The organism is Streptomyces hyderabadensis (assembly GCF_020404845.1).
GTDB classification, from domain to species: Bacteria; Actinomycetota; Actinomycetes; order Streptomycetales; family Streptomycetaceae; genus Streptomyces; species Streptomyces hyderabadensis.
Genome location: NZ_JAIOJZ010000018.1, coordinates 38990 through 64654 on the forward strand (window position 1 = coordinate 38990; position 25665 = coordinate 64654).

General features: G+C 73.2%; 25 protein-coding genes. 19 read left to right on the forward strand and 6 right to left on the reverse strand.

The features are described from left to right. Window positions 1-29: 29 nt before the first annotated feature. Together otnK and K7854_RS16170 are read left to right on the forward strand one after the other, a co-directional pair. Window positions 30-1322 (forward strand): 3-oxo-tetronate kinase, encoded by a 1293-nt coding sequence (gene otnK / locus K7854_RS16165; protein ID WP_226027203.1) that lies wholly within the window; start codon window positions 30-32, stop codon window positions 1320-1322. After that, window positions 1319-1963 carry a class II aldolase/adducin family protein gene (locus K7854_RS16170; RefSeq protein ID WP_226027204.1) on the forward strand — a complete coding sequence of 215 codons (645 nt, stop codon included), beginning with the start codon at window positions 1319-1321 and terminating at the stop codon, window positions 1961-1963. The genes otnK and K7854_RS16170 overlap by 4 nt, the downstream gene beginning before the upstream one ends. Window positions 1964-2019: 56 nt before the next feature. Here K7854_RS16170 and K7854_RS16175 read toward each other — a convergent pair whose 3' ends face one another. Continuing rightward, window positions 2020-2382, reverse strand: a complete 363-nt coding sequence (locus K7854_RS16175; protein WP_226027205.1) for a darcynin family protein — start codon at window positions 2380-2382, stop codon at window positions 2020-2022. Window positions 2383-2411: 29 nt separating this feature from the next. Further along, the gene (locus K7854_RS16180; protein WP_226027206.1) at window positions 2412-3305 is read right to left on the reverse strand and encodes an NAD(P)H-binding protein; all 894 of its coding nucleotides are present in this window, start codon (window positions 3303-3305) and stop codon (window positions 2412-2414) included. A gap of 103 nt (window positions 3306-3408) precedes the next feature. On the opposite strand from K7854_RS16180, the gene K7854_RS16185 reads away from it, so the two are divergent. Together K7854_RS16185 and K7854_RS16190 are read left to right on the forward strand one after the other, a co-directional pair. Beyond that, window positions 3409-4401, forward strand: a complete 993-nt coding sequence (locus tag K7854_RS16185; RefSeq protein WP_372481039.1) for a LysR family transcriptional regulator — start codon at window positions 3409-3411, stop codon at window positions 4399-4401. A 491-nt stretch (window positions 4402-4892) separates the two neighbouring features. Beyond that, window positions 4893-6413 (forward strand): catalase, encoded by a 1521-nt coding sequence (locus K7854_RS16190; RefSeq protein WP_226027208.1) that lies wholly within the window; start codon window positions 4893-4895, stop codon window positions 6411-6413. 16 nt (window positions 6414-6429) lie between these two features. Here K7854_RS16190 and K7854_RS16195 read toward each other — a convergent pair whose 3' ends face one another. Further along, window positions 6430-6939 (reverse strand): cupin domain-containing protein, encoded by a 510-nt coding sequence (locus K7854_RS16195; protein WP_226027209.1) that lies wholly within the window; start codon window positions 6937-6939, stop codon window positions 6430-6432. 138 nt (window positions 6940-7077) lie between these two features. Between K7854_RS16195 and K7854_RS16200 the strand changes: the two genes are divergently transcribed. From K7854_RS16200 to K7854_RS16250, 11 genes are all read left to right on the forward strand, one after another. Further along, a complete protein-coding gene (locus K7854_RS16200; RefSeq protein WP_226027210.1) occupies window positions 7078-7527 on the forward strand; it encodes an RrF2 family transcriptional regulator in 450 nt (149 codons plus the stop codon). Next, window positions 7524-8459 carry a DsbA family oxidoreductase gene (locus K7854_RS16205; protein WP_226027211.1) on the forward strand — a complete coding sequence of 312 codons (936 nt, stop codon included), beginning with the start codon at window positions 7524-7526 and terminating at the stop codon, window positions 8457-8459. Before K7854_RS16200 ends, K7854_RS16205 begins: the two co-directional genes overlap by 4 nt. Window positions 8460-8923: 464 nt before the next feature. Next, window positions 8924-10495, forward strand: a complete 1572-nt coding sequence (locus tag K7854_RS16210) for an ABC transporter substrate-binding protein (RefSeq protein WP_226027212.1) — start codon at window positions 8924-8926, stop codon at window positions 10493-10495. Continuing rightward, window positions 10492-11466: an ABC transporter permease gene (locus K7854_RS16215; protein WP_226027213.1), complete on the forward strand. Its 975-nt coding sequence runs from the start codon at window positions 10492-10494 to the stop codon at window positions 11464-11466. Before K7854_RS16210 ends, K7854_RS16215 begins: the two co-directional genes overlap by 4 nt. A gap of 2 nt (window positions 11467-11468) precedes the next feature. Continuing rightward, a complete protein-coding gene (locus K7854_RS16220) occupies window positions 11469-12356 on the forward strand; it encodes an ABC transporter permease (RefSeq protein WP_226027214.1) in 888 nt (295 codons plus the stop codon). Continuing rightward, window positions 12356-13318 carry an ABC transporter ATP-binding protein gene (locus K7854_RS16225; RefSeq protein WP_226027215.1) on the forward strand — a complete coding sequence of 321 codons (963 nt, stop codon included), beginning with the start codon at window positions 12356-12358 and terminating at the stop codon, window positions 13316-13318. The genes K7854_RS16220 and K7854_RS16225 overlap by 1 nt, the downstream gene beginning before the upstream one ends. Continuing rightward, window positions 13315-14148, forward strand: coding sequence for an ABC transporter ATP-binding protein (locus tag K7854_RS16230; RefSeq protein ID WP_226027216.1), 834 nt, complete (start codon window positions 13315-13317; stop codon window positions 14146-14148). Before K7854_RS16225 ends, K7854_RS16230 begins: the two co-directional genes overlap by 4 nt. A 51-nt stretch (window positions 14149-14199) precedes the next feature. Then, entirely contained in the window at window positions 14200-15558 is a 1359-nt protein-coding gene (locus K7854_RS16235) for an NtaA/DmoA family FMN-dependent monooxygenase (protein ID WP_226027217.1), read from the forward strand. Next, window positions 15555-16343, forward strand: coding sequence for a serine aminopeptidase domain-containing protein (locus K7854_RS16240; RefSeq protein ID WP_226027218.1), 789 nt, complete (start codon window positions 15555-15557; stop codon window positions 16341-16343). Before K7854_RS16235 ends, K7854_RS16240 begins: the two co-directional genes overlap by 4 nt. A 50-nt stretch (window positions 16344-16393) precedes the next feature. After that, the gene (ssuE, locus tag K7854_RS16245) at window positions 16394-16951 is read left to right on the forward strand and encodes an NADPH-dependent FMN reductase (RefSeq protein WP_226027219.1); all 558 of its coding nucleotides are present in this window, start codon (window positions 16394-16396) and stop codon (window positions 16949-16951) included. A gap of 237 nt (window positions 16952-17188) precedes the next feature. Then, window positions 17189-18109 (forward strand): SDR family oxidoreductase, encoded by a 921-nt coding sequence (locus K7854_RS16250; RefSeq protein WP_226027220.1) that lies wholly within the window; start codon window positions 17189-17191, stop codon window positions 18107-18109. A gap of 13 nt (window positions 18110-18122) precedes the next feature. Here K7854_RS16250 and K7854_RS16255 read toward each other — a convergent pair whose 3' ends face one another. Together K7854_RS16255 and K7854_RS16260 are read right to left on the reverse strand one after the other, a co-directional pair. Beyond that, window positions 18123-19430 carry a phosphatase PAP2 family protein gene (locus K7854_RS16255; protein ID WP_226027221.1) on the reverse strand — a complete coding sequence of 436 codons (1308 nt, stop codon included), beginning with the start codon at window positions 19428-19430 and terminating at the stop codon, window positions 18123-18125. A 164-nt stretch (window positions 19431-19594) separates the two neighbouring features. Beyond that, the gene (locus K7854_RS16260; protein WP_226027222.1) at window positions 19595-20668 is read right to left on the reverse strand and encodes an alkene reductase; all 1074 of its coding nucleotides are present in this window, start codon (window positions 20666-20668) and stop codon (window positions 19595-19597) included. A gap of 125 nt (window positions 20669-20793) precedes the next feature. Here K7854_RS16260 and K7854_RS16265 point away from each other — a divergent pair, with 125 nt between their 5' ends. The 4 genes from K7854_RS16265 (at window position 20794) to K7854_RS16280 (ending at window position 24806) form a co-directional block, all read left to right on the forward strand. Next, window positions 20794-21159: a MerR family transcriptional regulator gene (locus tag K7854_RS16265; protein WP_226027223.1), complete on the forward strand. Its 366-nt coding sequence runs from the start codon at window positions 20794-20796 to the stop codon at window positions 21157-21159. A gap of 105 nt (window positions 21160-21264) precedes the next feature. Continuing rightward, window positions 21265-21837, forward strand: a complete 573-nt coding sequence (locus tag K7854_RS16270; RefSeq protein ID WP_226027224.1) for a TetR/AcrR family transcriptional regulator — start codon at window positions 21265-21267, stop codon at window positions 21835-21837. A gap of 72 nt (window positions 21838-21909) precedes the next feature. Beyond that, complete coding sequence (locus tag K7854_RS16275; RefSeq protein WP_226027225.1) at window positions 21910-23127, forward strand: AAA family ATPase; 1218 nt, start codon at window positions 21910-21912, stop codon at window positions 23125-23127. A gap of 98 nt (window positions 23128-23225) precedes the next feature. Continuing rightward, a complete protein-coding gene (locus tag K7854_RS16280; protein ID WP_226027296.1) occupies window positions 23226-24806 on the forward strand; it encodes a VWA domain-containing protein in 1581 nt (526 codons plus the stop codon). Window positions 24807-24837: 31 nt separating this feature from the next. On the opposite strand, the gene K7854_RS16285 is transcribed toward K7854_RS16280, so the two are convergent. Beyond that, window positions 24838-25653, reverse strand: a complete 816-nt coding sequence (locus K7854_RS16285; RefSeq protein ID WP_226027226.1) for an SAM-dependent methyltransferase — start codon at window positions 25651-25653, stop codon at window positions 24838-24840. Window positions 25654-25665 lie beyond the last annotated feature (12 nt).

Here is a 25665-nt window from a genome sequence, read left to right on the forward strand (position 1 = left end):
GAACCCGGACAGCAACGCAGGAGCACTTGATGCCGACCCTCGGGGCCATCGCAGACGATTTCACCGGCGCGACCGATCTTGCGACGATGCTGGTCGCCCGCGGTTTCCGGACCGTGGTCGCGGTCGGCGCCGACGCGGTCACCTCCCCCACGGAGCCGGACGCGCAAGGCCGGTGGGCGGCCGCGGACGCCGTCGTGGTGGCGCTGAAGTCGAGAACGGCTCCCGTGCCGGAGGCGGTGGCGGAGTCACGCCGGGCGCTGCGCGCGCTGCGGGCGATCGGCTGCCGGCGCTTCTACTTCAAGTACTGCTCGACCTTCGACTCCACACCCCGGGGCAACATCGGGCCGGTCGCCGACGCACTGCTGGCGGAGACCGGCGAGCGGCGCACGGTGGTGGTCCCGTCCTTCCCGGCGACCGGCCGGACCGTGTACCGGGGGCGGCTCTTCGTCCACGACGACCTGCTCGACGAGAGCCCCATGCGCCACCACCCGCTCACCCCGATGCTCGACTCCCGCGTCGACCGGCTGCTGCGGCCGCAGACCCGGCACCCGGTCACCCGTGTCGGCCTGGACACGGTCCGGGCCGGCGCGGCCCGCCTCCGCGCGGCCCTGGACGACGAGGCCCACGCCGACGCGCTGACGGTCGTGGACGCCGTCGACGACGAGGACCTGCGCACCATCGCCGCCGCGACCGAGGACTTCGGCCTGGTGACCGGCGCGGCCGGACTCGCCGTGGGGCTGACCGGCCCGCATCCGGACCAGGCGCGCGCACGCCCCGCGTCCCGCCCGGGGGATCCCGGGGTCGTCCTGGCGGGCAGTGCCTCCGCCGCGACCCGGGCCCAGGTCGCCCACGCGCTGGGACGGCTGCCGCACCGGCGGGTCGACCTGAGCCGGCTCCGCGCCGACTTCGACGCCGCCGTGGCCGAGCTGACCGGCTTCGTGTGCGAGCGGTGGGCGCACGATCCGGCCCGGCCGCCCCTGATCTACGCCGTCGCGGCGCCCGAGGACGTCGAGACCGACACCCCGGCCGGCGCGGAGCCGGCGTCGAGTCTGGTGGAGAGAGCGCTCGCGGCCTGCGCCGGGGCACTGGTGGACGCCGGGGCACGGCGGCTGCTGGTGGCGGGCGGCGAGACGTCGGGGGCGGTCGTCACGGCACTGCGCGCCCGCACGCTCGCCATCGGCGCGCCCATCGCCCCGGGGGTGGCCTGGGCGAGCACCGAGGTGCGCCCGTCCGGCGCCACCCACACCGTCGATCTCGCCCTCAAGTCGGGGAACTTCGGCGGCACCGACATCTTCACGCAAGCATGGGAGCAGCTCGTATGACCGCCCTCGCACAGGAACTCGTCGCGGCGGCGGCCCACTTGGCCGGGCTCGGACTGAGCCCCGGCTCCTCGGGCAACGTCAGCGTGCGGGACGGCGACCGCATCCTGGTCAGCCCGACGGGCACGGATCTCGGCGCGCTGGACCCCGGGAACCTGTCGGTGCTCGACCTGGACGGCAACCGTCTCGACGGACCGGCACCGTCCAAGGAGTACCCGCTCCACCTGGCCTTCTACCGGCGCGAGCGGGCCACCCGCGCCGTCGTCCACCTGCACTCCAGGCACGCCGCCGCCGCCTCCTGCCGACAGCCCTGGTCCGAGCGCAGCGCGCTGCCGCCGCTCACCCCGTACTTCGTCATGCGGGTCGGGCAGATACCGCTGCTCCCCTACGCCCCGCCCGGCGACCCGGCGCAGGCCGCGGAGCTGGAAGGGCTCGCCTTCCCGTGCCGTGCCGCGCTGCTGCAGAACCACGGCCCGGTCGTGGCGGGCACGTCCCTGCGCGCGGCGGCGGAGGCGGCCGTCGAGGTCGAGGAGGCCTCCGCGCTGCACCTGCTCCTGGGCGACCGGCCGGTGCGCCACCTCACGCCGGCCGAGGCGACCGAGCTGGCCCGCAGGTACGGCACCTACTGGGAGCCGGCGCACTGAACCTCCGCCGCGCCGCCGGGGGCCGCCGCCGGTGCGGCCCCCGGGAGCGTGAGCGCTCAGGTGGAGATGGTGGTCACCGCGTCGACTCCGTAGGTGCGGGCGTAGCCGTTCTCGGTGCCGACGAGGAGGTCGACGACCTCGAAGTAGCGGTCCCAGAAGGGCGTTTCCCGCAGGGCGTCGACGAGCAGCTGGTAGGCGTGGTGGTCGACGGCCTCCCAGACCCAGACGTCGGTGACCCGGGCGGAGTAGAACTCCGTGTCGTAGAAGCGTGACCGGACGCCGGTGGTCCGGGCCTCGATGACGGGGACGACCTCCGTGGTCAGGGCGTGCACCCGCTCCTCGACGGTCAGGGCGAGCCACTCGGGCGTGGTCTTGACGAGCATGAAGGCGGTGACCGGGGCGGGCGTCTGGTCGGACATGGTTGCTCCCTGTTGTTCTGGTCGGGTGTTCAGGAAAGGACCGCGGGCTTGAGGGTCTGGGCGACCCAGTCCTCGAAGGTGGTCGGGGTGGCCGTCTCCGGGGTGCGCGGGACGCCCGCGTCGAGGCCGTCGTCCTTGGCCCGTTTCATGTCGACGATGCCGTCCACGAAGTCCTTGTCGAGGCCGTAGCCGACCAGGGTGGTGCGCAGGTCGTCGAAGGTCTGGCGTTCGTAGCGGACGGGGCGGCCGAGCTGCTCGGTCATGATGCGGGCCAGGTCGTTGGGCGACAGGTCCCGCGGGCCGAGCACCGGCACGCTCCCGGTGCCGGACCAGGACCGGTCGAGCAGCAGACCGGCGGCCACGGCGGCGATGTCGGCGACGGCCACCAGGGGCGCCTTGCGGTCGGCGTCGAGGACGTCGGTGAAGCAGCCGTGCTCCCGGATCGAGTCGGCCTCCTCCAGGAGGTTCTCGAAGAACGACGGGTTGGCCAGGGCCCGGTAGGCGACGCCGGTCTCCGCGATGAGGTCGTCCACGGCGAGGGACGCCGTGACGAGTCCGGCGCGGCCCGCGACCGGGGTGCCGCGGCCGAGGGCGGAGACACCGACGACATGGCCGACACCGTGCACGGCGAGCGCCTGCGCGGCGGGCAGGGAGAAACGCCGGTAGGCGTCGTCCGGAGTACGGGACGAGTCCGGCGGGACGAGCCAGAAGACGGCGTCGGCGCCGTCGAAGGCCCGGTCGACGACCGCGGGGTCGCCGTGCGAGCCGGTGACCACCTCGACGCGCTCGCGCACCGGAGCGGCCAGGCGTGCGGGGTCGCGCACGATCACGCGCAGTCGCTCGCCGTGGGCGGGGGCGGACTCCAGGAGCAGGGGCAGCAGGCGCCGCCCGATGTTCCCGGTGGGAGCAGTGATGACGATCATGAAAACCTCGTGGGTCGTGCCGGATCGGTACGCCCTCATCCTGGGAAGCCACCGGGTGTTGCCACAATGGGAACTTCAGCAAGGGATTGTTGTCTGGAACGGAATAACACTGGTGAACAGCACAGAACCGGTCCCGCCGGTCATCGACGCCAACCTCGCCGTGGCGCTCGACGCGCTGCTGGCCGAGCAGAGCGTCACCCGGGCCGCCGCCCGTCTGCACACCTCGCCGGCGGCCATGAGCCGGACCCTGGGCCGCCTCCGCCGCATCCTCCAGGACCCCCTGCTGGTGCGGGCCGGGCAGGCCATGGTGCCGACACCGAGGGCGCTGGCCCTGCGGGACGAGGCCGCCACGGTCGTACGCCGGCTCGGCGCGCTGCTGACCCCGGCCCCCGGTGTCGACCCGGCCACGCTGCGCAGCACCTTCACCCTCCAGACGGCCGACCTGGTCGGCGCCGCCCTGGCCGGCGGTCTGCTGACGCTGGCCGGGCAGGAGGCACCGGGGATCTCGCTGCGGTTCCGGGCCGAGGAGCTGGAGGCCGGTCCGGCCCTGCGCGACGGCCGGGTGGACCTGGAGGTCGGGGCGATCGACCACGTGGATCCCGAGACCCGGGTCGAGGAACTGGTCACCCTGCGGATGACGGCGGCCGTCCGTCCCGGTCACCCGCTCACCGAGGGGCCCCTGACCCCGGCGCGCTTCGCCGCCGCCGAGCACGTCGCGGTCAGCCGCCGCGGGCGGTTCGACGGTCCCGTCGACACCGCGCTCGCCGAGCACGGCCTCAGCCGTCGGGTCGCCGTCGTCCTCCCGGGGCATCTGGCCGCACTGTCCCTCGCGGCCCGCACGAACGTGGTCGCGCTGGTCCCCGCGACGTCAGCCGACACCGACAACGGCACCGGTGCCGACACCGACGCCGGCACCTCGCCGAGCCCCCTGACCGAGCAGGCGTCCGTCCTCGGACTGCGCCTCCTCGACATCCCGTTGCCGCTGCCGCCCGTGACCATCGGCATGGCCTGGCACCCCCGGCACACCTCCGACGGCGCGCACCACTGGCTGCGCGCCGCCGTGCGCCGGGTGCTGCGCGCCCAGCCGTCCGGTTAGCCGGGGCGGGCCGGGGCCGAGCACGCGAGTCCCCGGCCGCCAAGGCCGTCCCCCGCCCGCCGCCGCCTCGGGGCCTCGGGCCCCTCCCCCCGCGGCTCGTTCCGCTTGCGAGGGCCGGGCGGCGGCGGAGACTGATACGGACGACGGCGCTCCGGAGGGTCCTGGACGGATGGGCGAGCACGCGGTGCGTCCCCGCCCCGGGACGCGGCACGGAAGCCGGGACGCGGCACGGCGACCGGGAGGCGGCACGGTCCACGGGCCGACGGGTTCCGCCCGCGCTCCGTCCGGTCCGGCCGGTGGCCGCACGCGGACCGGATTGGCGCGGCCGCTCCCGGGCACGCGTGCTGCGGGGACCGTGTGGGCCGGGGCTCCGGGCAGGGTTCGGGCATCGGCGGGACCGCTTCGCCGGGCAGGTCGGAGCGGGCCTCGTACCCCACGTGCGTGCCGCGCGGCCCCTGGGCGTCAGCCACTCCCCGACGAAAGGCAGTCTCATGACGGACACCCCGCCTGCCACCACCACGGACTCCGGCGCACCGGCGGAGAGCGACGAACATTCGCTCACCGCGGGCCCGGCGGGTCCGGTCCTCCTCCAGGACGCCTATCTCATCGAACAGATGGCGCAGTTCAACCGGGAGCGCATCCCCGAGCGCCAGCCGCACGCCAAGGGCAGCGGTGCCTTCGGCCACTTCGAAGTGACGCACGACGTGAGCGCCTACACCAAGGCGGCCGTCTTCCAGCCGGGCACGCGCACCGAGCTGGTCGCCCGCTTCTCGACCGTCGCGGGCGAGCGCGGCAGCCCGGACACCTGGCGCGACCCGCGCGGTTTCGCGGTGAAGTTCTACACCAGCCAGGGCAACTACGACATGGTCGGCAACAACACGCCGGTGTTCTTCGTCAAGGACCCGATGAAGTTCCAGCATTTCATCCGGTCGCAGAAGCGCCGGGCGGACAGCAATCTGCGCGACCACGACATGCAGTGGGACTTCTGGACCCTCTCGCCGGAGTCCGCGCACCAGGTCACCTGGCTGATGGGGGACCGCGGCATCCCGCGCACCTGGCGCCACATGAACGGCTACACCTCCCACACCTACATGTGGATCAACGCCTCCGGTGAGCGCTTCTGGGTGAAGTACCACTTCAAGACGGACCAGGGCATCGAGTTCTTCACCCAGCACGAGGCCGACCAGATGGCCGCGGCCGACACCGACTACCACATGCGGGACCTCTTCGAGCACATCCGTGACGGCGACTTCCCGAGCTGGACGCTGCACGTGCAGGTCATGCCGTACGAGGAGGCCGCGGGCTACCGGTTCAACCCGTTCGACCTGACGAAGGTGTGGCCGCACGGCGACTACCCCCTCATCCCGGTCGGCCGCATGACGCTGGACCGGAACCCGACGGACAACCACGCCGAGATCGAGCAGGCGGCCTTCCAGCCCAACAACCTGGTCCCGGGCATCGGCCCGAGCCCGGACCGCATGCTGCTGGCCCGGCTCTTCTCCTACGCCGACGCCCACCGCTACCGGATCGGCGCGAACTACCAGCAGCTGCCCGTGAACGCCCCGGTCGTCGACGTCCGCACCTACTCCAAGGACGGTGCGATGGCCTACCGGAAGACGACCGACCCGGTCTACGCGCCGAACTCCAAGGGGGGTCCGGCCGCCGACACCGAGCACTACGGCACGCCGCCCAGCTGGGAGACGGACGGTGCCATCACCCGCACCGCCTACGTCAGTCACGCCGAGGACGACGACTGGGGCCAGCCGGGCACCCTGGTGCGCGAGGTGATGGACGACGCGGCCCGGGACCGGCTGGTCGACAACGTGGTGGACCACCTGCTCAACGAGGTGACCGAACCCGTGCTCCAGCGGGCCTTCGAGTACTGGTCGAACATCGACCGGACCATCGGCGAGCGCATCGCGAAGGGGGTGCGGGCGAAGGCGGGCGAGAAGGACTTCAAGGCGGCCGAGCAGCGCAACCCGGCCCGGCAGTCCATGCAGGACAAGGCCTGACTCCGGCTCGGCCGGGTCAGTCCTCCTCCCGCACCGGGAGCGCGTACAGGCCGGGCAGGTTGACCACGATCGCCTCCTGCGTGCTGCGGGCGATCACCACCACCGCCTCGTCGGCGGGGTCGGGGTTCTCCTCCCGGTGCGGGACGTACGGAGGGACGAAGACGTAGTCGCCGGGGGAGGTGCGCAGCCGTACCTCCTCCGGGCTCTCTCCCGAGTCGTCCAGGAACACGAACTCGGGGTGGCCGCTGACCACGTAGATGGCGGTCTCCGACTCCCCGTGGTGGTGGTCGGACGAGGAGGTCGAGGGGGCGACGTGGGTCTGGCCCATCCACAGTTTCTCGGAGCCCACCGCCCGCCCGCTGACGGCCGCGAACCGGCGCATCCCGCCGGTCTGCGCCGTGTCACCGTCCAGGGCGTCCGCACGGATGTGGTGCAGACGGCTGCGCAGGGGCGTGACCGAAGGTCCGGGGGTGTCGTGGAGGTGGGGGTGGAAGCCCTCGCCCGGGGCAGTCAGCGGCTCGCTCATGGCGGGGACGCTAGAAGCCCGCCGGAAAAGATGTCAAGAGGTGTCCATTGGCGTTCACCTGCGGCAATGTTCCCGCAACACGGCAGCAAGGCCGGTGCGGGCCCGTACTGCGCCGACCCCGTCGGGCATCATGGGCGCATGCATATCTCCGCGAAGGCGGACTACGCCGCGCGGGCCCTGCTGGAACTGGCCCGCGAACCCGCCCGCCCGTTGACCTGCGAGGCCATCGCCTCCGCGCAGCGGATCCCGTTCCGTTTCCTGAAGTCCGTCGTGGGCGAGTTGCGCAGGGCCGGGCTCGTCCGCAGTCAGCGCGGCTGCGAGGGCGGCTACTGGCTCGGCCGGCCCGCCGACGAGATCACGCTGCTGGACGTCTCCCGCGTCGTGGACGGCGAGTTGCTCACCCTTCGGGGGGAGGCCGTGGCGGCGCTGCGCTATCCCGGTGCCGCCTCGGGGCTGCCCGGCGTGTGGCGCCGCGTCGAGGCGGACGCGGCGGCGGTCCTGGGCGCGGTGACGCTGGCCTCCCTGCTGCCTTCGCAGGACGCGCCGTCCCTGGCGGGCGAGGCACCGGCCGGCCGGGGCGCCGCGTGACGACCGCGCCGGGCGGGTCGCCCGCGGCGGCCGCGGGGACGACGGAGGTGGTCGAGTACACCGATCCGCTGTGCCCCTGGGCCTGGGGCTCCGAGCCCGCCCTCCGCCGGCTGCGCGCCGCTCTGCCCGCCGGGGTCCGGTGGCGCCGGGTGTTCGGCATCCTCTTCGACGAGGACGACGACCCCGCCCCCGACCCCGCGGCGGAGACCGCGTGGTACGCCCGGTACGTCGAGGACGTCACCCGGCACACCGGCGCCCCCAGGGCGGCACGGCTGCGCCGGGTGGCGGCGAGTTCGTGGCCCGCCTCGCTCGTCGCCAAGGCCGCTCAGGCACAGGGGACGGACGTCGCCGAGCGGGTGCTGCGCAGGCTTCGGGAGACGGTCTTCGTCCTCGGCGAACCGGCCGACACCCATGAACTGGCGCTCGCCGCGGCAGCGGGGATCCCGGGCCTGGACCTGGCCCGGCTGTCCGCGGACGCGCTGTCCGACGCCGTACGGGAGCGGGTGCGGGCCGACCGGGACGAGGCGCGCCGGCCGGTGCCCGAGGCACGGGCGGCGCCGGGCGGCTCGCCGCACCCCGGGGCCGCCAAGCAGACCGGGGACGGCGGTTACCGGTACGCGTTGCCGACGGTGCTGGTCCGGGGCCCGGACGGCCATCGAGTGGTGCCGGGGCTGCGCCCCTGCGAGGCGTACGAGAGCGCCGTCGGCGAGATGGGAACGACGATGCCGGTACCGCCCGCGCTGTTGTCGCCGGCGGAGGCGTTGCGGCGGCTGCGGACCCTGACCCGGCCCGAGGTGGAGTTGCTGACGGACGGCCGGGATCTTCCCGGGTGGGCGGTCCGGGTCGAGACGGGCAACGGGCCGCTGTGGCTCCACCCGGAGGAGGCGGCGACCCATCCGGCGACCCGCCCCCGCTCCCCCGCCGCCCGGTGACACCGCTCTGATCTGCGAGGAAGCCCGTCCCGCCCAATGAGACACCAATAGGTGTCCATTGACAGGTGCTCATGGCTGCCCCCAGGATGTGCACCATGCTCACGACGCACCCCGCCGTGGTGTGCCGCTACGTGGACCTGCGGCGCACCTGTAGCGCTCTCTGTCGCTGACCGACCGCCGCGACCGGCCCGGCGGCGCCTGACCTTCCGGTCCGGCAAGGCCCGCCGCCGCTCGGCGCGGCCGGCCCCGCCGCCCGCTCCCCGGCCCTTCGCCGTCCGCTTCCCTCCCTCCTGCCTCCGCTGCCCGGGACTCCGCCCGCGGAACGTCCCGCCGCGCGCCACCCCCTTCCCGTCGCACCGGCATGCCTGAACCCAGGTCAGGGATGCCCGGGTGACCGCCCCTTGCCCCGTAGCCGCGCCCCGGCCTGTCCGGACCCGGCCGGGGACCGTCACAGAAAGTACGAGATGCCCGGACGACTCACGCCCCGCCGCCCCGGACCCCAGCGCCGCTCCGGCCGACTGCGTGCCACCGCACTCGGCGCCGCCCTCGCCACCGTGTTCGTCCCGGCCCTCAGCGCGTGCGCCGGTGACGCGGCCTCGGCGGGCGGTGCCGCCACCCTCAAGTGGACCTCCACCTACTTCCCCGCCCACTGGGACCCCGTGGTCGGCGGCAGTGGTGCCCAGTTCCGTGAACTCTCCCTGGTGTACGCCTCGTTGACCCGCACCGACGCCACCGGAAAGGCCGTCCCGGATCTCGCGAAGAGCTGGGAGTACAACGACAAGGGCGACCGGATCACCTTCCACCTGCGTCCCGGGCTGAAGTTCAGCGACGGGGAACCCGTGAACGGCGCCGCCGTCAAGGCCGCCGTCGAACGGGCCCAGAAGCAGAAGAACTCGGCCCTCTTCGGCGACCTGACGTCGATCGAGTCGGTGACGGCCGAGGGTCTGGACGCCATCGTCCACCTCAATCAAGTCGACTACCAGATACCCCAGTTGCTCGGCCAGCGCGTCCTGCAGATCGCGAGCCCGAAGGCGGCCGCCGCCCCGGAGAAGCTGGACCAGCACCCGGTCGGCGCCGGACCGTTCACCGTCACCCAGATCGTCCCCGGCACCAAGGCGGTGCTGAGGAAGAACCCGGACTACTGGGACGCGGAGAACATCCACATCGACAACGTAGAACTCACCTCCGCACCCGACGCCGCCACGGTCGTCTCCGGCCTGCAGACCGGCGTGTACAACTTCGCCGACATCGATCCCAGCCAGGCGGACGCCGCGAAGAAGGCCGGACTGGACGTCTTCGTCCAGCCCGGCTTCAACGCCTCCAACATCAGCCTGAACGTCAACAAGGCTCCCTTCGACGACGACAGGGTCGTCGACGCCGTCCGACACGCCGTCAACCGCCAGGAGTTCGTCGACAAACTGACCTTCGGCTACGGCGAGGCGACCAACCAGCCCTTCCCGAAGGGGTATGTGGCCTACGACCCCCAGTCCGAGGACGCCTACCCCTACGACCCCGCCAAGTCGAGGAAGCTGCTCGCCGAGGCCGGCTACCGGGCCGGTGACATCAAGCTCGACCTGGTCATTCCGCAGGAGGACCCGCAGGCCGAGATCGTGCAGTCGCAGCTGGCGAAGGTGGGCATCACCGTCGACATCAGGATCGACAAGAACTGGGCGACGCCGTTCTTCGCCAAGGACCTCACGTTCTCGCTCTACAGCACCACCGGACGGGACTCCGCGGTCCAGACGCTCACCGCCCACTTCGGACCCGACGGGCCGCTCAACCTCAGCTCCCCCTACGAGCCGGAGGGCTTCGAGGCGGCGGTCGCCAAGGTGCGGGAGACCCCGCTGGACGCACCCGCGTACCCCGAGGTGCTGCGGGCGGCGACACGGGCCGGGCTGCAGAGCAGGGCCCTGGTCTTCACGTACTCCTCGCCCAACCTCGTCGCCAAGAGCAAGTCGGTCTCCGACCTGCCGAAGAACCCCGCGCACATCGACTGGACCGGCGTGACCATCGGCGGCGAGGGGGCGACCCCGTGACGGTCTCCCGGACGCCGGGCCGGGTCCTGGGCATCCTCGCCCGCTCGGTCGTGATCTTCGTACCCGTGTTCCTGGTGGCGACGTTCGTGACGTTCGCGCTGCGCTCGCTGAGCGGGCTCAGCCCCGCCCGGATCCAGCTGGGCGAGGAGGCCACCCCCGAGGCGATCGCCCGGGTCGAGGCGCAGTGGGGCCTGGACCGCCCGTTCCTGGTCCAGTACGGGGACTGGATCGGCGGTGTTCTGCACGGGCAGCTCGGCGCCAGCTGGACCAACGGCGCCGACATCTCCACGCTCATCGGCCTCGGCCTGGGCGTCAGTCTCTCCGTCGCGACGTTCGCGCTGGTGATCGGCGTGGTGGTGGGCTTCGCGCTCGGCACCCTCGCGGCACTGCGCCGCACCACGTGGGTGGACCGGGCGGTCACCGGGTTCGTCACGGTGATCTCGGTGATGCCCGCTTTCGTGGTCGGCATCGTGCTGGTCGCCGTACTGGCCGTACAGCTGCACCTGTTCCCCTCCGCCGGGTACGTCCCGGCGGGGCAGGGCCTCGGGCCGTGGCTCGCGCACATCACGCTGCCCGCGCTGGCGCTGAGCCTCGACGTCGTCGCCGACGTCGCGCGCCAACTGCGTTCCAGTCTCGTCGCCGCTTACCGGGAGAACTACGTGACGGGCGCGGTCGTACGCGGGTTGAGCCCGCGGCGGATCTTCTTCGTGCACGTGCTGCGCAACGGCCTGGGCCCGGTGCTCGCCACCCTCGGTCTGAAGTTCCCGGCCCTGGTCGGCGCCTCGGTGGTCACCGAGTGGATCTTCGGGCTGCAGGGCTTCGGGCGGTTCGCCAACGACTCCGCGCAGGCCGGTGACGTACCGGGCGTGCAGGGGGTGCTGGTGGTGTCGATCGCGCTGGTGGTCGCCTTCAATCTCGTCGTCAACCTGGTGCTGGCGCGCGTCACGCCGGCCGCGCAGCGGGGGGTGTGACCATGGTGCGCCGCGTCCTCGCCCTCACCTCCGGCCGTGTCGCCGTCGCCGTACTCACGGTGGTCGCGCTGCTCGCGGTCCTCGGCCCGCTGCTCGCGCCGCAGGATCCGCTGGCCACCAGCGACCACCCGCTCGCCGGCGTGTCCGGCGCGCACTGGCTGGGCACCGACTACCTCGGCCGGGACGTGCTGAGCAGGCTCCTCGACGGCTCCCGGGTCAGTGTGCTCGGCGCCCTGGAGGTCGCGCTCACCGCACTGGTCGTGGGGGTGGTCCCCGGGATCCTGTCGGTGTACCTGGGCCGGGCCTTCGAGTGGATCACCCTGCGGCTGGCCGACACCCTCGTGGCGCTGCCCTTCCTGCTGTTCGCCGTCGCCGTGATCGCGCTGCTCGGCAACGGGCTGACGCAGGCGATGCTGGTGACCGGCGTGCTGGTGTCACCCCTCTTCTACCGGGTGTCCCGCGCCGCCACCCTGGCCGTGGCCCGCTCGCAGTACGTCGAGGCGGCGCTGATCTCCGGCGCGTCGGTCGGCTGGGTCGTGCGGCGCCACGTCTGGTCCAAGGTGCTGCCGCCGATCGCGGTGGCCTTCGCCCAGACCATCGGCACCGGCTTCGTCATCGTGTCGAGCCTGACCTTCCTGGGCATCGGCGTACAGCCGCCGGAGCCGACCTGGGGCGGCCTGCTCGCCTCGGACCTCGGCTACCTCGCCCACCGGCCCTGGGCGCCGCTGACCCCGGCGCTGCTGATCATGGTCACCGTCTGGGCGGGCAATCTGCTCGCGGACGCCATCCGCGACGTGTCCGGCGAGGCGGGGCGCGCCCTGCTCAAGGGCCGCGGAGCCCGCACCGGCCGGACCGAACCCACCGAACCCGCTCCCGCCGGAGGTGCGTGATGACCACCGTGTCCGAGAGGCTTCTCACCCGGGCCGAGGAGCCCGGGACCGGCTCACCCGGCCCCGCCGACCCGCCCGGCCCCGCCGTGCCCCTGCTCTCCCTGCGCGAGGTGCGGATCGCCGACGGCAGCGACGGGCGCGAGATCGTGCACGGGGTGAGCTTCGACCTGACTCCGGGCAAGGTGGTGGGCATCGTCGGCGAGTCCGGCAGCGGCAAGACGCTCACCTGCCGGGCCGCGCTGGGCATCCTGCCCGCCCACTTCGAGGTCACCGCGGGCTCGATCGAGATCGGGGGCACCGACATCGCGACGCTCACGCCGGCGCGGTGGACCGCGCTGCGCGGGGCCACGATCGGCGCGGTCTTCCAGGACCCGGCCTCCTACCTCAATCCCTCGCTGAGGATCGGCCGGCAGCTCGCGGAGGTCGTCCGGGTCAAGAAGGGACTCGGGCGCCGTGCGGCCCGCGAGCGGGTCCTCGCCCTGCTGCGGGCGGTGCACCTGCGGGATGCGGAACTGGTCCACGACCAGTACCCCTTCGAGCTGTCCGGCGGCATGCTCCAGCGCGTGCTCATCGCGGCCGCCGTCGCCGCGGACCCGCGGATCCTCATCGCCGACGAGGCCACCACCGCCCTGGACGTCACCGTGCAGGCGGAGATCCTCGACCTCCTCGCCGACCTGCGCGACCGGGCCGGGCTCGCGCTCGTCGTCGTCTCCCACGACCTGGCGGTGGTGGCGCGGTTGTGCGACGAGGTGCTGGTGATGCGGCAGGGCGAGGTGGTCGAGCAGGGACCGACCCGCAGGGTCCTGGACGACCCTCGGCACGCCTACACACGGCTGCTGATCAGCGAGCACGAGCAGTACGGGCTGGAGCGGTTCCTCGAACAGACCGCACCGGCCGCACCGCCCCCACCGGCCGCACCGGCCGAACTGATCGCACCGATCGCACCGAAGGAGGAGGCGTGAGCACCGGCACCCGCCTGGTCCTGGAGGTCACCGGGCTCGACGTCCACTACGGCGGGCGGCGCGGGCGCCGCCGGGCCCTGCACGGCGTCTCGCTGAGCGTGGCGCCGGGTGAGACGGTCGGTCTCATCGGCGAGACGGGCTCGGGCAAGTCCACGCTGGCCCGCACCGTCCTCGGCCTGGTGCGACCCGGCGCCGGGTCCGTGGTCGTCGACGGCGAGGACGTCACGGCCCACAGCGCACGGCAGTGGCGCGAACTGCGTCGCCGCGGGGTGGTCCAGTACGTCTTCCAGGACCCGCTGCGCAGCCTCGACCCGGACCTCACCGTCGAGGCGTCCCTGACCGAACCGCTGCTGGTGCGGGGCACGGGCCGGCCGGAGGCGGCGGCGCGGGTGCGGGCCTTCCTGCCGCGCGTGCGGCTGGCCGAGGACCTGCTCGACCGGCTTCCGGGCGAGCTGTCCGGCGGTCAGCGCCAGCGGATCGCGGTGGCCCGCGCGCTGGTCACCGAACCCCGGCTGGTCGTCCTCGACGAACCGGTCAGCGCCCTCGACTCCGCCAACCGGGTCCAGGTCCTGGAGATCCTCAAGGAGTTGCGGGCGAGCGGAGTGGCCCTCCTCTTCATCTCCCACGACCTCGGGTCCGTGGCGGGTGTCGCGGACCGCATCGCCGTGCTGTACCGGGGAGAGCTGGTCGAGGTCGGCGCCGCACGTGACGTGGTGGGCCGCCCGCAGCACCCTTACACCCGGCTGCTGGTCGGCTCGGCGCCGACGCTGCGCGGCGTCGGCGCCGACCGTGCCGAGCGCGCGGCCCTGCGTGCCCTGCTGCCGGCCTGACCCCGGCGCGCCCCACGTCACATGCCTCTTCACCACAGACAGGAGACGACCATGTCCCGAAGGATCCATCTCGCCCTGCACCCCTACGGAGTCGGCGGTCCCGGTCAGCACGGCCTGTGGAAGGACCCCCGGGTCGCCAAGAACGCCAGCATCGACATCAACTACTACATCAAGCAGGCCCAGGCGGCCGAACACGCGTTGTTCGACGCCCTGTTCATCGTCGACAGCCAGTTCATCAACGCCACTTACCCGGCGCACTACCTCAACCGGCTGGAGCCGCTGACCCTGTTGTCGGCGGTGGCCACCCACACCCGGCACATCGGCCTGGTGGGCACCGCCAGTTCGACGTACAACTCCCCCTTCAACCTCGCCCGCCGCTTCGCCTCGCTGGACCTCATCAGCGGCGGCCGGGCCGGCTGGAACGTCGTGACCAGCTTCGACACCGGGACCTCGCGCAACTACGGGCTGGACGAGCACCTCGACTACGCCACCCGGTACGGCCGAGCCCTGGAGTTCGTGGAGGTCGCCCGCGGCCTGTGGGACTCCTACGAGGACGACGCCTTCCCGGCGGACGTAGCGCGCAACGTCTTCCTCGACCCGTCCCGGCTGCACGAACTCAACCACGAGGGCGAGCACTTCAAGGTCGCCGGACCGCTGAACATCTCGCGTTCCGCCCAGGGCCAGCCGGTCGTCTTCCAGGCGGGCGTGTCCGAGGAGGGCCGGGACCTGGCCGCACGGGTCGCCGAGGGCGTCTACGCGCCGGGCGGGTCGCTGGAGCAGGCCCAGGAGTACTACGCCGACGTCAAGAAGCGGACCGCCTCCTTTGGCCGGGACCCAGAACACATCAAGATCTTCATCCACGGGGATCCGATCGTCGCCGCCACCGACGAGGCGGCCAGGCGCCGCGAGCGGGAGATCTTCGAGGAGGACAACGACTTCGACCGTCATCTGGCGCTGCTCGGCCGTTCCTTCGGTGCGTACGACTTCAGCGTGCACGACCTGGACGCCCCGTTCCCGGACGTCGCCCATCTCGCCGAGAAGGGCGGCCGGACGGGCGCGGCGAAGATCATCGAACGGGCACGCAAAGAGAACCTGACGTTGCGTCAGGTCGCCCAGTCCGTGGCCGAGTTCCGCCGCTCCCCCTTCGTCGGTGCGCCGAAGACGGTGGCCGACACGATCGAGCGGTGGTTCGACGCCGGCGCCTTCGACGGGATCAACCTCGCCTTCCGCACCCAGGACGAACTGGACCTCTTCGTCGACGGCGTGGTGCCGATCCTGCAGCAGCGGGACCTGTTCCGCACCGAGTACGAGGCCGACACGCTGCGCGGCAACCTCGGCCTGCCGGTCCCGGCCAACCGGCACAGCTCCGGCGGCCCGCGCTCCGCCCGCACCCCCAGGAGTCTGGCATGAGCGACCACACCGACCACCACGCCCCCGAGGGCCTGCGCACCCGCGGCACGGTCGTCGTGGTGCCCGGCCGCGGCGAGACCCGGACGACGTACGGACGGCTCGCGGCCCGACTCGCGGCCGACGCCTACCGCGTCCGCGTCGTCGACGCGCCGGACCTGGCGGCCACCGGCGCCGGGGCGTCCGACGGCACCGATGCCGCGCTCACCCGCTTCGGCGCCCTGCTGGCGGAGGCGGTCGACGGCACCGCGGGGTCCGAGGGCGTCACGGAACCCTTGGTGCTGCTGGGCGCGGACGCGGGCGCCGCCGCGCTCGCCGTGCACCTCGGGCGGACCGGGACCCTGCCCGGCGGACGGCGGCCCGACGCCGTCGTCCTCGCCGGGCTGCCCGGCCGTACGGCCCCCGGCTTCGGCGGCTGGGACGAGGAACTCGACGTGCGCACCTCCTGCCCCGTCCACCGCGGCACGCTGAGCGACGACACCGAGGTGGGGCGCGGATCGCTGGGCCGGGCGTTGCCGGACGCGCTGCTCGCGGCCGCGTACGACACCCAACTCGGCATGCCCGCGCTGTTCCTGGTCGGCGACGCGGACCCGCTCGCGGACCGGGACGCCCTCGTCCGCACGGCCGAGTCGCTGCACCGGGCCCGCCTCTCGGTGGTCCGGGGCGCCCGCCACGACGTCCTCAACGACGTGCAGCACCGTTCGGTGGCCGCCGAGATCGTGTCCTTCCTGGAGACCCTGCGCAACGAACTGGTGCCGCCGGTCGCCGTGGCGACGAGCGCCTGGTGAGTCCCGTGACCGCCGCCCCCTTCGAACCCCGACCACGAAAGGGTGACCGCATGGCCGCCGTCCTGTCCGTTTCCGGAAGCCCCTCCCCCACCTCGCGCACCGCCCGCCTGCTGCGCCACCTGGACGACCGGCTGCGCCTGCACGGTCACGACGTCACGCCGCTGGACGTGCGCACGCTGCCCGCGCAGGCCCTGCTGGGCGCCGACTTCCGCCACCCGGCGATCATCGAAGTTGCCGCCCTGTTCGAGCGGGCGGACGGGGTGGTGATCGGCACCCCGGTGTACAAGGCCGCCTACTCGGGGCTGCTCAAGACACTGCTCGACCTGCTTCCGCAGTACGCCCTGGCCGGCAAGACGGTGTTCCCGCTGGCCACCGGCGGCAGTACGGCCCATGTGCTGGCCATCGACTACGCGCTGCGCCCGGTACTCAGCTCGATGGGGGCGCTGCACATCGTTCCCGGCTGGTTCACGCTGGACAAGGACATCACCGTCGGCGACGACGGAGCGACGGTCGTCGCACCCGCCGCGGCCGACGCCCTGGCCCAGGTCACGGACCAGTTCTCGACAGCCCTCGGCGGACGAGGGGCGGCGCTGGCGCCTACGGGGTGAGCGCCCTCCCGTCGATTCGCGGAGCGGAAACCGGGCGACGGCCTCGGGCTGATGCGTCCCGCGACAGGCGGCGCGACCGCGGCGCAGGCTACGACAGTGACTGACATCGCGTGCTACTGTCGATGACAGCGGCTGTCATCGAAGGTCCGGCGCCGTGCGCCCGGCGCACGTGTCCGCGCCGGGCGGGCCGGCGGTCGCCACGCAGGACGCACCTGCGGACATATCTGGAGGATTCTCATGCGTGTCTTCGTCACCGGCGCCTCCGGCTGGATCGGCTCAGCCGTCGTTCCCGAGCTCATCGGAGCGGGTCACCAGGTCGTGGGGCTCGCCCGCTCGGACGCCTCGGCCGAGGCGCTCACCGCGGCCGGGGCCGAGGTGGTCCGGGGCACCCTGGACGACCTCGACGTCCTGCGGGCCGCCGCGGCCGACTCGGACGGGGTGGTGCACCTGGCCTTCAAGCACGACATCGCGTTCTCGGGGGACTTCAAGGGCGCCGGAGAGGCCGACCGGCGGGCCGTCGAGGTGATCGGCGAGGCGCTCGCGGGCTCCGACCGGCCGTTCACGATCGCGTCCGGAACCCCTGCCATGGACGGCCACGTGGCGACCGAGCGCGACGGCCACGACCCGGACCCGGCCGCGGCCGCCCGGGGCGAAGCCGCGCACGTGCGTGCCGCCACCGCCGAACTGACGCTCTCCCTCGCCGAGCGCGGCGTCCGCTCCTCCGTGGTGCGGCTGGCGCCGACCAACCACGGCGAGGGGGACAACGGATTCGTCCCGGCCCTCATCGGGATCGCCCGCGCCAAGGGCGTGTCCGGATACATCGCCGACGGTGCCAACCGCTGGTCGGCCGCGCACCGTCTGGACGCCGCACGGGCGTTCCGCCTCGCGCTGGAGAAGGCCCCCGCGGGCTCGACGCTGCACGCCGTCGCGGAGGAGGGCCTGCCCGTGCGGGACCTCGCCGAGGTGATCGGCCGGCAGCTGGACCTGCCGGTGGTGTCGGTCCCGGCGACGGAGGCCGGTGCCCACTTCGGCTGGCTGGCGGGCCCGCTCGCGGACAACCGTGCCGCCTCCAGTGCCCTGACCCGTGAGCTGCTGGGGTGGCAGCCGGTCCAGCCCGGGCTCGTCGAGGACCTGGAGCAGGGCCACTACTTCAAGTAGCCCCGGTCCGGTGTCACACCGGCTCGGGCTGCGGTTCCGCGGGGTGCGGCGGCTCCGGCTGCCGCACCGGCACGGCCTGTGCCTCCCACCGCCGGGTGGTCCGCACGTGGCCGAGGATCACGGAGGCCATCGCGAGGACGAGCAGCGGCCCGGCCGCCCACGGGTGCTCGGCCATCTCCACCGGCAGGTACCGGTACGACACCAGCAGCACGGAGAACACCGCCGCGCCGTGGACGACCAGCCGGACGGCCCCGCGGTCCCAGCCCCGCGCGAACGCGCGCATCGCGGTCTCGACCGTGAGCGCGAAGACCACGCCGGCGACGAGGTCGGCGCCGTAGTGGTAGCCGAAGCCGAGCGTCGCGGTGAGGGTGGCGACCAGCCAGAACGTGCCCGCGAACCGCATCGCCCGGGAGCCCTTGCGGGAATGGAGGAACAGCGTCGTGGCCCACGCCGTGTGCAGGCTGGGCATGCAGTTGCGGGGGGTGATGTCGTCGAAGGGGATCGCGTGCGGCGCGCCGCCCGGCGGCAGGGTGTGCGGCCAGAGGTCGGCCACCGCCCACTGGCCGCCGTCGGCCCCGTAGGCGAAGACCGGTCCGACGACCGGGAAGATCATGTAGACGGCGGGGCCCAGCAGGCCGATGACGAGGAAGGTGCGCACGAGGTGGTGGCTGGGGAACCGGCGCTCCACCGCCACGTGACGCAGCTGGTACAGCCCGACGAGGGCGGCGGCCAGGGGCAGCTGGCCGTAGACGAGGTGGAGCACGTGGTCGCCGACCGGTTCGGTGGCCTCGACGAACCGCCCGACCAGCCACGAAGGGTTGCCCAGCGCCTGGTCGGCGGTGGCCACGTACGGGTCGAGCACCGTCTTGCGGGTCTCCGAGGTGATGAGCAGCCAGGTGTCACCCGTCTTGTGCCCGGCCACCAGGAGCAGCCCCAGCCCCACACCCTTGAGCAGCAGGGCGCGCTCGCCGCCCCGCCGCCGCGTCACGGCGACGACCGCACAGCACAGGACCACCCACAGTGCGCCGTTGCCGAAGTTCATGTCGGCTCCGACCGCCCAGCGCACCAGCCAGAAGACGACGTCGATGCCGATCGCGGCGCCGGCCGCGACCAGGCGCTGCCGCCAGGTCAGCACCACCATCGTCAGGGCGAGGCCGGCGTACAGCAGCGGGCCCGAGTCGGGCGCGAAGACCACTTCCCGCGCCTGCTCGGTGATCGGGCCCCGCACACCGTAGTGGCGCGCGGCGAATTCCAGCGCGACGAGGAAACCGAGGGTCACCGCACCGGCCGCGGTCCACAGCAGGACCCGCGGCCGCCGCACCGCGGCGCGCAGGGCGCCGCGGTCTCTTCGCGAGGGTATTCGGGTGGGTAGGGGGTTCAATTGTTTTGCCCGTTTGCTAGGGGTCGGACGCAGAGGCCGCTCGTACGGATCGTCACGAGTTCGAACATGCTAACGGCACCGTTGCACCGCCCCCGGGGCCTGCGTCAGGCCGTGTGCTGGTAGGCCGGGTAGGTCAGGTAGCCGGCGTCACCGCCCTGGTAGTACGTGGCCTCGTCCACCGGCGCCACGGGCAGGCCGGCGCGCAGCCGCTCGACCAGGTCGGGGTTGGCGATGAAGCCGCGGCCGAAGCTGATGAGTTCCGCCCCGAGCCCGAGCCAGTGGTCGGCGTCCTCGCGTCCGGTCTGCTTGGGGCCCATCGGGAGCACCGGGTTCATGACGAGCGTGCCGGGCCAGACGCGCCGCAGACCGACCAGCAGGTCCTCGTCGGCGGTGGCCTCGATGTGCACGTAGGCGATCTCCAGGCGCGACAGCTCGGTCAGCAGCTCGGTGTAGAGCCGGGCGACGTCGGTCTCCTCGACGCCCCAGAACGTCCCCGCGGGCGAGAGGCGGATGCCGGTCCGGACGGCGCCGACGGCCTCGACGGTCGCGGACACGGCCTCGACGGCGAAGCGGATCCGGTTGGCCACCGAGCCTCCGTACCGGTCGGTGCGCAGGTTCGCGTTGGAGGAGAGGAACTGGGAGATGAGGTAGCCGTTGGCGCCGTGCAGCTCGACTCCGTCGAAGCCCGCGTCGACGGCGCGGCGGGCGGCGAGCGCGTAGGACCGCGCGTGCTCCGGCACTTCGGCGGTCTCCAGGGCGCGCGGCATCGGCACGGGCTGCGGGCCGGTCGGGGTGAACACCTCTCCGACGGCCGGGACGGCGGAGGGCCCCACCGGTGTCGTCCCCGTGGTGTCGGGGTGCGAGACGCGGCCGCCGTGCATGATCTGGGCGAAGATCCGTCCGCCGTTGGCGTGCACGGCGGCCGTGACGGGGCGCCACGAGGCGACCTGCTCGTCGGTGTGCAGCCCGGGCGTCCCGGGGTTGGACTGCCCGACCAGGCTCGGCTGCACCCCCTCGGAGACGATCAGCCCGGCCGTGGCCCGCTGGGCGTAGTAGGCGGCCATCGACGGCGTGGCCAGTCCGCCTTCGGCGGCACGCACGCGTGACATCGGGGCCATCACCATCCGGTTGGGCAGCGTCAGGTCGCCGAGCCGGTAACTGTCGAACAGGGACGTCATGTCAGGACTCCTTCATCGTCCTCGCCGTTGGCGGGCCCGGATCCCGGGCACTGCGGCTACGCTAGAACCTGACAGTGACGTCAGAGGCAAGGAATTGTGCCGCGGATCACAGCAGGGAGCAGGGCATGCGCATCGGAGAAGTGGCGTCGCGGGCCGGAGTCAGCGTCCGGTCGGTGCGCTACTACGAGGACCAGGGGCTGCTGGCCAGCACGCGCAGCGCCGGCGGCCAGCGCCAGTACACCGAGCACGAGGTCGAGCGGGTCCGGTTCCTCCAGCGGCTGTACGCCGCGGGCCTGTCCAGCCGCACCATCGCCGAACTGCTGCCGTGCGTCGACGCGCCCAGCGCGGGCAATTCCGACGCCGCGCTGGAGCGGATGGCGCAGGAGCGCGACAGGCTCTCCGAGCACATCGCCGACCTGGTTCGCACCAGGGACGCTCTGAACGACCTGATGACCGCGGCCCGTGAATACCGGGACGCAGAGTTTGCCTAATGGTGTTAGGCAAGCTCATAATCTTGCCCGGCTGCGGGGTGGACGAGGCCGCGGCCGCCGGGTGGACGAGGCGACGGCTGCCGGTGATCGATGCGGAGGACGGGTGTGGCTCGGGCAGGGCTGACGACCGAGGGTCTGATCAGGGCCGGGGCCGAGCTGGCCGACGAGATCGGCTTCGAGCGCACCACTCCGACGGAGCTGGCCCGGCGGTTCGGGGTCAAGACGGCGAGCCTGTACTCGCACGTGGAGAACGCCCACGCCCTCAAGACCGGGATCGCGCTGTTCGCCCTGGAGGAGCTGGCCGACCGGGCCTCCGAGGCGGTGGCCGGCCGGGCCGGCAAGGACGCGCTGACCGCGTTCGCGAACGTCTACCGCGACTACGCCCTGGAGCACCCGGGACGCTTCACCGCCGCCCGGTTCCCCCTCGACGCTCGGGCGGCGGCCTCCAGCGCCGGTGTGCGGCACTCCCAGATGTCGCGGGCGATCCTGCGCGGGTACCACCTGGCGGAACCGCACCAGACGCATGCCGTGCGGCTGCTGGGCAGCGTCTTCAGCGGCTACGTCACGCTGGAGGCGGCAGGGAGTTTCCGCCACAGCGCCCCCGACTCGCAGGAGAGCTGGACGGAGATCCTCGACGCCCTGGACGCCCTGCTGCGGACCTGGCCGACCACCTCCTGACCGGGTGGACGTTCATGCGGGATAGGCTCTGCTCCGCCAGCCCCGCCAGGACCGCCACAGGAGGAGTCGGCCATGGGCCCACAGGACCTGCCGGAGGCACCGGCCGCACCGGACACGGCCCAGCGGCTCCGGGCGATCGGCGACGAGCTGTCGGAGCGCTTCTTCGAGCGGGCCGACGTCGTGCGGACGCTGCTGGTGACGCTGCTGGCCGGTCAGCACTCGCTGGTGCTCGGCCCGCCGGGAACGGCCAAGTCGGAGCTGGCCCGGGAACTCACCGGCCGGATCGTGGGGGCGTCCTACTGGGAGATCCTGCTGTCCAAGTTCACCGCGCCGACGAGGATGTTCGGACCGATCGACGTGGCCGCGCTGGCGCGCGGGGAGTACCGCCAGGTCTACGAAGGACGCGCCACCACCGCGCACGTCGCGTTCATCGACGAGATCTTCAAGTGTTCCACGGCGGCGCTGAACGAGACGCTGGGCTACCTCAACGAGCGGATCTACCACCCCGAGAGCGGCGGCGAGCCAGTGCGCTGCCCCCTCATCGGCGCCATCACCGCGAGCAATGAGCTGCCCGACGGCGAGGACTCGGCCGCGATCTACGACCGGCTGCTGGTGCGGATCGAGGTCAAGTACCTGGAGGACCCCTCCAACTTCGCCGCCCTGGTCCGCTCCGCCGTCAGCCGCCCGGCGGCGCCGAGGCGGACCACCGTGGACCTGGCCGCGCTGCAGCACGCGGTGGCCGAGGACGTCCCCGCGGTGGCGGTGCCCGACGGGATCGTGGACGCGGTGTGCACGCTGCGGGCCGCCCTGCGCCGCAAGGAGCTGATCGCCTCCGACCGCCGCTGGCGGCAGGCGGTGGGGCTGCTCCAGGCATCGGCGTACCTCGACGGACGCGCTTCGGTCGCCGAGGGCGATCTGTCGGTGCTGACCCACGTGCTGTGGGACTCCCCCGCCGAACGCCCCACCGTCGAACGCGAGGTGCTGCACCTGGTCAACCCGGACGCCAAGGAGGCCCTCGACCTCGCCGACACCATCGAGGAGCTGGAGGCCCAGCTCGACGCGATGGCCGGGCAGTCCCGCGAGGCGCTCAGCGAGTGGGTCATCAAGAAGGCCCACAACCAGCTGGCCACGGCGGGCAAGCGGCTGGAGCGGCTGCGCGCGGAGGCGGTGGGCGCGGGCCGCTCCACCACCGCGATCGACCGGGTCACCGGCCGTCAGCGCGCCGTGCGCGCCCGGGTGCTCACCGAGGCCCTCGGCGTGGACGCGAGCACCGTGCAGGCCCAGCTCTGAGCGCGGCCCAGGACGGCACCGTGGACGAGGGCGCGAGCAGGGACGCGGGCGGCACCGTCGGCGAAGGCGCGGGCGGACCGGCGGACCGGCTCGGCGCTCTGGCGGATCTGGCCGGGACCTGGCTGGCCCGGCCGGCCGCCGCCCCCGTCCCGCACACCGGAGCCGTGGTCGCGGACCGCTTCGACCGCATCGCCTGGCGCGACACCTACGAGCAGTCGGCCGCGCTGCGCGAGTTGGCCACGGACCTGGGCGAGCGCCACGCGCACGCCGACGACCTCCTGACCGACGCCTTCCTGGCCGCGTACAAGGCCGCTCCGCGGCTGCGCGAGCCGACCGCGATGGCGCCCTCCCGACTGGTCAACCACCGCATCGTCACCGCGCTCCTGGAGTCACCGGACTTCGCCGAGCTGCACCGGGAGACGGTCGGCGACCCGTACGCCGCCGCCATGGCCGTGCTGGCCCAGGGCACCGCGCTGCGCCGGATGCTGGACGACTCCCGCGCCGCCCGGGACCGCGACGAGCGGGCGGACCGGGCCGGCCGGGCGGCCGAGGACGCGGCCGAGGCCGTGGCCGAGGCGCTCCGGCAGGCCGCCGACGAGGCCGACGAGGACGGCAGCGTCCCGGCACCGGCGGCCGACGCCGTACGACGGGCGGCCGAGGAAGCGGAGGCCGCCGCGAGGCGGGCCGCGGCGGACGCCGCCCGGTCGCTCGCGGCGGCGGTGCCCGGTGTCCGTGCCGCCGCACGCGGGGCGGTGGCGGCGTCGGCGGCGGCCGCGCGGCAGGAGGCCGCGCTGGTGCGGGCCTGGGGCGTCGGTTCCGGCGAACTGGAGCGGATGTCCTTCGACGAGCGCGCCCGGCTGGCCGAGCGGCTGCGCGCCGGACGGCTCGCCGAGTGGGCCGAACTGATCGGCCGTTTCCGGCAGATGGCCGACGGGGAACGGGCCCGCAAGGTGGAGAACGCGACCGGTGAGCTGATCGGGGTGACGCTCGGCGACGACCTCTCCCGGGTCGTCCCGTCCGAGCTGGCGCACCTTGGACTGCCGGAACTGCGCGCGGTGTTCGCCGCGCGCTACGCCGCCGGGGAGCTGATGCTCTACGACAGCCAGGGCGAACGGGCCACCGGCCGGGGCGCCGTCATCGCGTGCGTGGACACCTCGCACTCCATGTACGAGGCGGGTCCCGGCGGCATCACCCGGGAGGCGTGGGCGAAGGCCTGTGCGCTGGCCCTGCTGGACCAGGCCCGCCACGCGGGACGCGACTTCGTCGGCATCGTGTTCTCCGCCGCCGACAAGCTCCGGGTCTTCCGCTTCCCGGCCGGCGCGCCCGCCGGCCTCGGCCGCACCCTCGACTTCGCGGAGACCTTCCTCGGCGGCGGCACCAGCTACCAGCGGCCCCTGTCGGCGGCGCGCGAACTGCTGGAGGAGGAGTTCGCCGCCGCCGCCCGCACCCGGGGCGACATCGTGATGCTCACCGACGACGACTGCGGCGTCACCGAGGCGTGGATGCGGGACTGGAACGACGCCAAGCGCCGGCTGGGCTTCCGGGTCTTCGGCGTGGGCATCGGCGCCCCGCGCGTCGCGGCGGCCGGCTCGGTGCTCGCGGCACTGTGCGACAACCTCCGCTCCGTCGAGGACTTCACCGACGTCCACGCCGCCGCGGACCTGTTCCGCGTGATCTGACCCGGCCGCCCGACGCCGGACGCGCGGACCGTCACGGCTTGCGGGCCACCGCCCCGTACATCGCGATGTCCTGGTCCCGGATGCCCTGCTCGCCGGTGCCGTCCGGACGCCACTTGTGGACCTGGACGATGCCCGGCTCGACCAACTCCAGCCCCTCGAAGAACTCGTGGGCCTCGTCGATGGTCCGCAGCCGCATCGGCATGTCACGGGCCGCGTACTCGCGGGCGACCCGGCCCACCTCGTCGGGGGCGAACTCGGCGGTGCCGATGGTCATGGCCAGGTGGCTTCCCGCGGGCAGGGGCTCCAGGAGGCGGCGGACGATGCCGACCGCGTCGTCCTCGTCCAGGACGAAGTGGACGATGGCGATCACGGTGAGCGCCACGGGCCTGGTCAGGTCCAGCGTCTTGCGGAACTCCTCGGATTCGAGGACCGCCTCCGGGTGCTGGAAGTCCGCCTCGATGTAGGTCGTGCGGCCCTCGGGCGTGCTGGACAGCAGCCCCTGGGAGAGGGTGAGGACGATCGGGTCGTTGTCCACGTAGACGACCCGGGACTCGGGGGCCACCGACTGGGCTATCTCGTGCAGGTTGGGGGAGGTGGGGATGCCCGTGCCGATGTCGAGGAACTGGCGGATGCCCGCCTCCTCGGCCAGCCAGCGCACCGCGCGGTTCATCCAGTCCCGGTTGGCGCGCATGTGCACGGGGAGCGCGGGCCATTCCCGGGCCATCGCGTCACCCGCCTCCCGGTCGGCGGGGTAGTAGTCCTTCCCGCCCAGGATGTAGTCGTAGATCCGGGCCGAGTGCGCGTGTTCGGTGTCGATCCGGTCGGCCGGCCATCCGCTGTCGGACATCGTTCGCCTTTC

Bases quoted from the DNA above. Each gene is read 5' to 3' on its own strand.
- otnK (WP_226027203.1), top strand. From the start codon at position 30: ATGCCGACCCTCGGGGCCATCGCAGACGATTTCACCGGCGCGACCGAT.
- K7854_RS16170 (WP_226027204.1), top strand. From the start codon at position 1,319: ATGACCGCCCTCGCACAGGAACTCGTCGCGGCGGCGGCCCACTTGGCC.
- K7854_RS16175 (WP_226027205.1), bottom strand. From the start codon at position 2,382: ATGTCCGACCAGACGCCCGCCCCGGTCACCGCCTTCATGCTCGTCAAG.
- K7854_RS16180 (WP_226027206.1), bottom strand. From the start codon at position 3,305: ATGATCGTCATCACTGCTCCCACCGGGAACATCGGGCGGCGCCTGCTG.
- K7854_RS16190 (WP_226027208.1), top strand. From the start codon at position 4,893: ATGACGGACACCCCGCCTGCCACCACCACGGACTCCGGCGCACCGGCG.
- K7854_RS16195 (WP_226027209.1), bottom strand. From the start codon at position 6,939: ATGAGCGAGCCGCTGACTGCCCCGGGCGAGGGCTTCCACCCCCACCTC.
- K7854_RS16200 (WP_226027210.1), top strand. From the start codon at position 7,078: ATGCATATCTCCGCGAAGGCGGACTACGCCGCGCGGGCCCTGCTGGAA.
- K7854_RS16210 (WP_226027212.1), top strand. From the start codon at position 8,924: ATGCCCGGACGACTCACGCCCCGCCGCCCCGGACCCCAGCGCCGCTCC.
- K7854_RS16220 (WP_226027214.1), top strand. From the start codon at position 11,469: ATGGTGCGCCGCGTCCTCGCCCTCACCTCCGGCCGTGTCGCCGTCGCC.
- K7854_RS16225 (WP_226027215.1), top strand. From the start codon at position 12,356: ATGACCACCGTGTCCGAGAGGCTTCTCACCCGGGCCGAGGAGCCCGGG.
- K7854_RS16235 (WP_226027217.1), top strand. From the start codon at position 14,200: ATGTCCCGAAGGATCCATCTCGCCCTGCACCCCTACGGAGTCGGCGGT.
- K7854_RS16240 (WP_226027218.1), top strand. From the start codon at position 15,555: ATGAGCGACCACACCGACCACCACGCCCCCGAGGGCCTGCGCACCCGC.
- ssuE (WP_226027219.1), top strand. From the start codon at position 16,394: ATGGCCGCCGTCCTGTCCGTTTCCGGAAGCCCCTCCCCCACCTCGCGC.
- K7854_RS16250 (WP_226027220.1), top strand. From the start codon at position 17,189: ATGCGTGTCTTCGTCACCGGCGCCTCCGGCTGGATCGGCTCAGCCGTC.
- K7854_RS16260 (WP_226027222.1), bottom strand. From the start codon at position 20,668: ATGACGTCCCTGTTCGACAGTTACCGGCTCGGCGACCTGACGCTGCCC.
- K7854_RS16265 (WP_226027223.1), top strand. From the start codon at position 20,794: ATGCGCATCGGAGAAGTGGCGTCGCGGGCCGGAGTCAGCGTCCGGTCG.
- K7854_RS16275 (WP_226027225.1), top strand. From the start codon at position 21,910: ATGGGCCCACAGGACCTGCCGGAGGCACCGGCCGCACCGGACACGGCC.
- K7854_RS16285 (WP_226027226.1), bottom strand. From the start codon at position 25,653: ATGTCCGACAGCGGATGGCCGGCCGACCGGATCGACACCGAACACGCG.